Origin of the sequence: Paraburkholderia sp. LEh10 (assembly GCF_017814945.1) — a bacterium.
GTDB lineage: Bacteria > Pseudomonadota > Gammaproteobacteria > Burkholderiales > Burkholderiaceae > Paraburkholderia.
This window is the reverse complement of sequence record NZ_JAGIPX010000138.1, coordinates 1-7,539: the sequence shown is the minus strand read 5'-3', so window position 1 is coordinate 7,539 and position 7,539 is coordinate 1. Positions and strand designations below refer to the sequence as shown.

Sequence of the window (7,539 nt, the reverse complement as noted above, 5' to 3'; positions counted from 1 at the left end):
GCGGCGGCAAAGAAAGTAAGTGCCGCCCCGCACAGGGGCAACGCCCGCGCCGCGAGGCGCTATCGCGGATGCCAGCGAAATCGGCAAAACAGATACCCGCGATAGCGGCAAAACAGGTACCAGCGAAAACCCTTAAAAACCAGAGCAATGCGCAGACCTCCAAGCGTCCCGGCTATTCTAGGCGCGCACACCCTCTACGCGCCACCTATCGGAAAGAATCACCAGCGCCGCTGGCGGATTTCGCAATTGCCGTGCAAATGCGCAAGCGTCAGCATGGCGTCACATCATGCAGCGCCCGATTCCGCTGCATCAAACCCATTCCACACAGGAGACGCGCATGTCCTACTTCGAACATTTGCCTGCTGTGCGCTACGAGGGCCCGCAGACCGACAATACGTTTGCCTACCGCCATTACGACAAGGACAAGCTGGTGCTCGGCAAGCGCATGGAAGATCATCTGCGGCTCGCCGTCTGCTATTGGCATACGTTTGGCTGGCCGGGCGGAGATATGTTCGGCGGGGGCACGTTCGAGCGCCCGTGGCATCGCCCGGGTGATCCGCTCGAAAGGGCGCAAGCCAAGGCCGAGCACGCGTTCGAGCTGTTCGCGAAGCTGGGCACGCCGTTCTACACGTTCCACGACACCGACGTGGCGCCCGAAGGCGACAGCATCAAGTCGTACGTGAACAACTTCAAGGCGATGACGGACGTGCTCGCGCGCAAGCAGGAGCAGACGGGCGTCAGGCCGCTATGGGGCACGGCGAATCTCTTCTCACATCCGCGTTATGCGGCGGGCGCCGCGACCAATCCGAATCCCGATGTGTTCGCGTTCGCCGCGACGCAGGTGTGCCATGCGCTCGAGGCGACACAACGCCTCGGCGGCGAGAACTACGTGCTGTGGGGCGGCCGCGAAGGCTATGAAACGCTGCTCAATACCGACCTCAAGCGCGAGCGCGAACAGCTTGGCCGCTTCATGAGCATGGTCGTCGAGCACAAGCACAAGAAGGGCTTCAAGGGCACGCTATTGATCGAGCCGAAGCCGCAAGAGCCGACCAAGCATCAATACGATTACGACGTCGCCACCGTGCATGGCTTTCTGACGCAGTTCGGTTTGCAGAATGAAATTCGCGTGAACATCGAAGCGAATCACGCAACGCTCGCCGGCCATTCGTTTCACCATGAAATCGCCAATGCATTCGCGCTCGGGATCTTCGCCAGTGTCGACGCGAATCGCGGCGATGCGCAAAACGGATGGGATACGGATCAATTCCCAAATAGTGTCGAAGAACTGACGCTCGCTTTCTATGAGATCTTGCGCAACGGCGGCTTTACGACGGGCGGCATGAACTTCGACGCCAAAGTGCGGCGCCAGAGCATCGATCCCGAAGATCTTCTGCATGGCCATATCGGCGCAATCGATGTGATCGCAGTCGCGCTGGAGCGCGCCGCGCATCTCGTCGAGAACGACCGGCTCGGCGCATTCAGGCAGCAGCGCTACGCAGGCTGGGACGGCGATTTCGGCCGCAAGGTGCTCGCGGGCGGCTATACGCTCGAATCGCTCGCCAGCGATGCGCTGCAGCGGAACATCGCGCCGCGCCATGTCAGCGGGCAGCAGGAGCGCCTCGAGAACATCGTCAATCAGGCCATCTACTCAGCCTCGAAATAGCGGGACGCACGCGAAAAAGCGTTAGCAGCGCCGGCAGATTTCGCAATTGCTCCGCCGGCGCGCACGGCACACGCTGTCGTGCAAATAAAAATGGGGCAGCTTTCGACAATCGACGCTCGCGAACACGAATTCGCAGCGCACTTTTGAGGTTAAGACGGCGTTTCGATCTCTCGCATTCGAAACCGCACGCAACTCTAATGGAGTGAGACATGAAATCTGCAATGCGCCGTTCCGTATTGAGTTCCCTCGTTTGCGCCGCGATGGCCGCCGGCCTGACAATGCTGGCGCCGCTCGCGCACGCGAGCAAGGACAAGCCTGAAATCGGCTTTTGCATCGACGATCTGCGCGTCGAGCGCTGGTCGCGCGATCGCGACTATTTCGTTGCCGCAGCGACGAAGCTCGGCGCGAAAGTCTCCGTGCAATCCGCCGACGCAAGCGAAGCACGGCAGATCTCGCAGATCGAGAATCTGATCTCGCGTGGCGTCGACGTGATCGTGATCGTGCCGTTCAATTCGAAGACGCTCGGCAACGTGATCGCCGAGGCGCACAAGGCGGGCATCAAGGTCGTTTCGTATGACCGGCTGATTCTCGATGCCGACGTCGATGCCTATATCTCGTTCGACAACGAGAAGGTCGGCGAGATGCAGGCGCAAGGCGTCTATAACGCGCAGCCGAAGGGCAACTACTTCCTGCTCGGTGGCGCGCCCACCGACAACAACGCGAAGATGCTGCGCGAAGGGCAGATGAAAGTGCTCAAGCCCGCGATCGATCGCGGCGACGTGAAGATCGTCGGCCAGCAGTGGGTGCCGGAATGGAGCGCGGCGACGGCGCTGCGCATCACGGAAGACGCGCTGACCGCGAACAACAACCGGATCGATGCAATCGTCGCGTCGAACGACGGCACGGCAGGCGGCGCGATTCAGGCTCTTGCGGCTCAAAAGATGGCAGGCAAGGTGCCGGTGTCCGGCCAGGATGCCGACCTTGCAGCCGTCAGGCGCGTGATCGCCGGCACGCAGACGATGACCGTCTACAAGCCGCTGAAGCTGATCGCGGGTGAAGCAGCCAAACTCTCCGTCGATCTCGCGAAGGGCGAGAAGCCCGCCTTCAACGCGAAGTACGACAACGGCAAGAAGCAGGTCGATACGGTGCTGCTGCAACCGACGCTCTTGACCCGGAGCAACGTCGATGTCGTCATCAAGGACGGCTTCTATACGCAGGCGCAACTGGCTGGCAACTGATAGCGGGCGCGGGCGCTTTCCGACGGGCGACGATCGGGCGGAAAAGCGGCCGCGCATCTTTCATCCATCCAGGACACTACGCATGGCACAAGCGCTACTGGAGATGCGCGGCATCGCCAAATCGTTTGCCGGAGTGAAGGCGCTCGACGGCATCGATCTCGTCGTGGCACCCGGCGAATGCGTCGGTCTGTGCGGCGAAAACGGCGCAGGCAAATCAACGCTGATGAAGATCCTGTCCGGCGTCTATCCGTACGGCGAGTGGTCGGGCGAAATACTCTGGGACGGCAAGCCGCTCGCCGCTCAGACCATCCGCGATACGGAACGCGCGGGCATCGTGATCATTCATCAGGAACTGATGCTGGTGCCGCAACTGTCGGTGGCCGAGAACATTTTTCTCGGCAACGAAATCACGCTGCCCGGCGGCCGCATGAACTACGCGGCGATGTACCAGCGCGCCGACGCGTTGCTGCGCGGACTGAACATCACGGGCATCAACGTCGCACAGCCGGTGATGAACTACGGCGGCGGGCATCAGCAACTGATCGAAATCGCCAAGGCGCTCAACAAGCAGGCGAGGCTCCTGATTCTCGACGAGCCTTCTTCGTCGTTGACGGCTGCCGAAACGAAGATCTTGCTCGACATCGTGCGCGATCTGAAGAAGCGCGGCGTCGCGTGCGTGTACATCTCGCACAAGCTCGACGAGGTGGAAGCCGTGTGCGACACGATTACGGTGATACGCGACGGCAAGCACGTCGGCACGCAGCCGATGAAGCAACTGGACACCGATCGCATCATCGCGATGATGGTCGGGCGCGAGATCACGAATCTCTTTCCACGCGAGCCGCACGAAATCGGCGACGTGATCTTCGAAGCACGCAATGTCACGTGCTACGACGTGACGAATACGAACCGCAAGCGCGTCGATAACGTGTCGTTTGCATTGCGCAAGGGCGAGATACTCGGCGTTGCGGGCCTCGTCGGCGCAGGCCGCACGGAACTGATGCAAGCGATCTTCGGCGCGTATGCGGGCATCAGCGAAGCGCAAGTGTGGATGAACGGCAAGCACCTGAAAATCTGCACGCCCGCCGACGCGATCGCGGCCGGCATCGCCATGGTGCCCGAGGATCGCAAGCGTCACGGCATCGTGCCGCAACTGGGCGTCGGCCACAACATCACGCTCGCGGTGCTGCAGCGCTTCGCGAAGGGCGGGCGCATCGACACGGCTTCGGAACTCGACACGATCAACTCGGAGATGAAGCGCCTGTCCGTGCGCGCCGCGTCGCCGATGCTGTCGATCGCGAGTTTGTCGGGCGGAAACCAGCAGAAGGCAGTGCTCACGCGCATGCTGCTCACGGATCCTGCCGTGCTGATTCTCGACGAGCCGACGCGCGGCGTCGATGTCGGCGCGAAGTTCGAAATCTACAAGCTGATGTTCGCGCTCGCAAAACGCGGTGTGTCGATCATCATGGTGTCGTCGGAATTGCCTGAAGTGCTCGGCGTGAGCGATCGCGTGCTCGTAATCGGCGAAGGGGAATTGCGCGGCGATTTCGCCAACGACGGCCTCACGCAGGAACATATCCTCACGGCCGCCATCGGTACGAATACCTTGGGTCCGAACGCCCAGGGCGCGCACACCAAAGGCAACGATCCTAATCAACTGGCGAGCGTCGCATGACTCCTGATCTCACTTCTTCCGACAGCCACGCAAAACACCGCACGTCGCTCGCGTCGGGGCAGCGCATCAAGCTGCTGTTCGCGCGTTACAAGCTGCTCGCGTTGTTGTTGGCCGTCGCCGTCATCTGGCTGTTCTTTTCGTTTCTCACGGAAGGCGCGTTCGTCACGCCGCGCAATCTGTCGAACCTGCTGCGGCAGATGTCGATCACGGGGATGCTCGCGTGCGGGATGGTGTTCGTCATCATCTCGGGCGAAATCGATCTGTCCGTCGGCTCGCTGCTCGGCCTGCTGGGCGGCGTCGCCGCGATACTCGATGTCACGCATCACTGGCCGCTTGCGGCGACGCTGCCTGTCGTGATGCTGCTCGGCGTGGCCGTCGGGCTCTTCAACGGCTGGTGGTCGACGTATCTGCGCGTGCCGTCGTTCATCGTCGGACTCGGTGGGATGCTCGCGTATCGCGGTGTGCTGCTCGGCATCACGGGCGGCTCGACGATCGCGCCCGTCTCCGACAGCTTCGTCTTCATCGGGCAGGGCTACTTGCCGCGCGTCGCGGGCGACACGCTCGCCGTCGTGATGTTCGTGCTGCTCGCCGCGCTGACGGTGCGGCAGCGGCAAAAGCGCCAGCACTACAACCTCAGCGTCGTGCCGCTGTGGCAGGACACGGTGAAGATCGTCGCGGCGGGGCTCATCCTGCTCGCGTTCGTCGCGACGCTCAACCGGTATGGCGGCATTCCCGTCCCTGTGCTGCTGCTGCTCGCGTTGCTCGGCATCTTCACGTACATCGCGACGCAAACCGTGTTCGGCCGCCGCATCTATGCCGTCGGCTCGAATCTCGAAGCGACGCGGCTGTCGGGTGTCAACACGAACCGCGTGAAGCTCGCGATTTTCGCGCTGATGGGTTTGATGTGCGCGTTCGGCGGGCTCATCAACACCGCGCGCCTGGCGGCGGGGTCGCCATCAGCGGGATCGATGGGCGAACTCGATGCGATTGCAGCGTGCTTTATCGGCGGCACGTCGATGCGCGGCGGCTCGGGCACGGTCTACGGCGCGCTGATCGGCGCGCTCGTGATGGCGAGCCTCGACAACGGCATGTCGACGCTGGATGTCGACTCGTACTGGCAGATGATCGTGAAGGGCGGCATTCTCGTGCTCGCCGTGTGGATCGACGTCGTTTCTGGGTCCGACCGGCGTTAGTGTCCAGCGCACGGCCGTGGTGCGGTGCACCACGGGATGGCATCCGCGTGCTTCGTTGAGGCGCGCGCAGGCGCCCTGCAATGGGCGCTTTTCTTTTGCGCAATGCAAGTGCAAGGGCCTCCGCGCCAAAAAATAAAGGAGCGCGCGGCCCCGTGCAGCAAGCGAATGCGCGGTTCGTCGAGCCTCCTCCCGGGTCCCCGCAACGGCGCGATGCAGGCCGATGGCATACGTATTGCGTTATCCGCCGCGGAGCCAATGGCGGCTTCATGCAGTTTCCGACTTTCAGGCGCGCCCGCAAATGGGTGGGCCGCTGGGGCAACGGCGTCCCGAAACGCAACGCGCGGATCGCTCGATTTAATCGATCGACGGACGCGCATGCGCTTCGGGACGCTTTTTTTTGCGCAACCAACTCGCCTTCGGATGATGAACGAGCAGAGCACCTGCCGAGCGCGTGTCCCAGCTTCGCTGCCTGATCAACGCACCAGACCAGCCTTCGTTCAATGAGAGAGACCGATGAAAAAACTGCTGAATTCGCTTGCGAGCGGTAACTGGCGCGCGCTGCTCGCATGTTTCCTCTACTTCGACACCGGCTTCACTGTCTGGGTCATGTTCGGGCCGCTCGCGCCGTTCATTCACAAGGACATCGCGATGTCGCCCGCGGAGCTGGGCTTTCTCGTCGCGGTGCCCGTGCTCGGCGCGGCGATCCTGCGCGTGACGCTCGGCAATCTCTATCAGGCGTGCGACGGACGGCGCGTGGCGCTGATGGGCGTCGCGCTGTCGGCGATTCCTTCTATCGTGCTGCTGTTGATGCCGGGCACGCCGTCATACACGATGCTGCTGATTCTCGGCGTGTTCCTCGGCGTCGGCGGTGCAAGCTTCGCGGTCGCGCTGCCGATGGCGGGCAGCAACTATCCGCCGAAAGTGCAAGGGCTCGTGCTCGGCCTTGCGGCGGCGGGCAACATCGGCGCCGTGCTCGACGGCTTCATGTTCCCCGCGCTCGCCGACCACTTCGGCTGGGCGAAGGCCGCAGGCGCGGCGCTGCCACTGCTTGGACTCGCCGCCGTCGCGCTGCTGTTCTGGGCGAAAGACCTCGGACCGAAGACGGGTAGCGGCGCGCACGCAATGCGCAGCTTCATCGTGACGCTCGCGGGCCTCGTCGCGCTCGTTGTCGCGGTACATGCGGGCGTGTTCGGCGCAGGTAAGACGGGCGTGTTGCTACTGCCCGTGCTCGGCGCGCTGCTCGCGATCGCCGTGCTGCCGAAGCACTATCGCAGCGTGCTTGTCGAAGGCGATACGTGGATCGTGATGCTTGTGTACAGCATCACATTCGGTGGCTTTGTCGGCATGTCGTCGTATGTGACGACGCTGCTGATCTCGCTGTATCAGATCCCGCGTCTCGAAGCGGGGCTTTTCATGTCGCTGCTCGCGTGTATCGGCGCGCTCGTGCGTCCCGTCGGCGGGTTGGTCGCGGATCGCATCTCCGGCGTGCGCGCGCTCGTGATCTTGCTAGCTGCCATTTCGCTGTGCGACTTACTGTTCGCCGCGTGGATGCCGCCGATGTCCGCGGGCATCGGGCTCCTGATCGCGATGTACGTGTGCTTTGGTCTCGGCAACGGCGCGACGTTCCAGCTCGTGCCACAACGCTGGAAGGGCAAGACGGGCTTGATGTCGGGGATCGTCGGCGCAGCGGGCGGCATCGGCGGCTTCTATCTGCCCGTCATCATGGGCATGGCCAAGGAGAGCACGGGCAGCTATCAGATGGGCTTTGCG

At 62.8% G+C, this 7,539-nt stretch carries 5 protein-coding genes; all 5 read left to right on the top strand.

What is annotated here, in order from left to right; translation table 11 throughout:
- Positions 1 to 337 precede the first annotated feature (337 nt).
- On the top strand, positions 338 to 1,663 hold the full coding sequence (gene xylA / locus J8I87_RS42765; RefSeq protein ID WP_209938620.1) for a xylose isomerase: 1,326 nt from the start codon (positions 338 to 340) through the stop codon (positions 1,661 to 1,663).
- Between the two features lie 209 nt (positions 1,664 to 1,872).
- Positions 1,873 to 2,901 (top strand): D-xylose ABC transporter substrate-binding protein, encoded by a 1,029-nt coding sequence (xylF, locus tag J8I87_RS42760; RefSeq protein WP_209938619.1) that lies wholly within the window; start codon positions 1,873 to 1,875, stop codon positions 2,899 to 2,901.
- Positions 2,902 to 2,983: 82 nt separating this feature from the next.
- Positions 2,984 to 4,576, top strand: coding sequence for a D-xylose ABC transporter ATP-binding protein (gene xylG / locus J8I87_RS42755; protein ID WP_209938618.1), 1,593 nt, complete (start codon positions 2,984 to 2,986; stop codon positions 4,574 to 4,576).
- Positions 4,573 to 5,769 (top strand): sugar ABC transporter permease, encoded by a 1,197-nt coding sequence (locus J8I87_RS42750; protein ID WP_209938617.1) that lies wholly within the window; start codon positions 4,573 to 4,575, stop codon positions 5,767 to 5,769. The genes xylG and J8I87_RS42750 overlap by 4 nt, the downstream gene beginning before the upstream one ends.
- Before the next feature lie 513 nt (positions 5,770 to 6,282).
- Positions 6,283 to 7,539: MFS transporter (locus J8I87_RS42745; RefSeq protein WP_209938615.1), on the top strand; the 1,257-nt coding region annotated here is incomplete at its 3' end.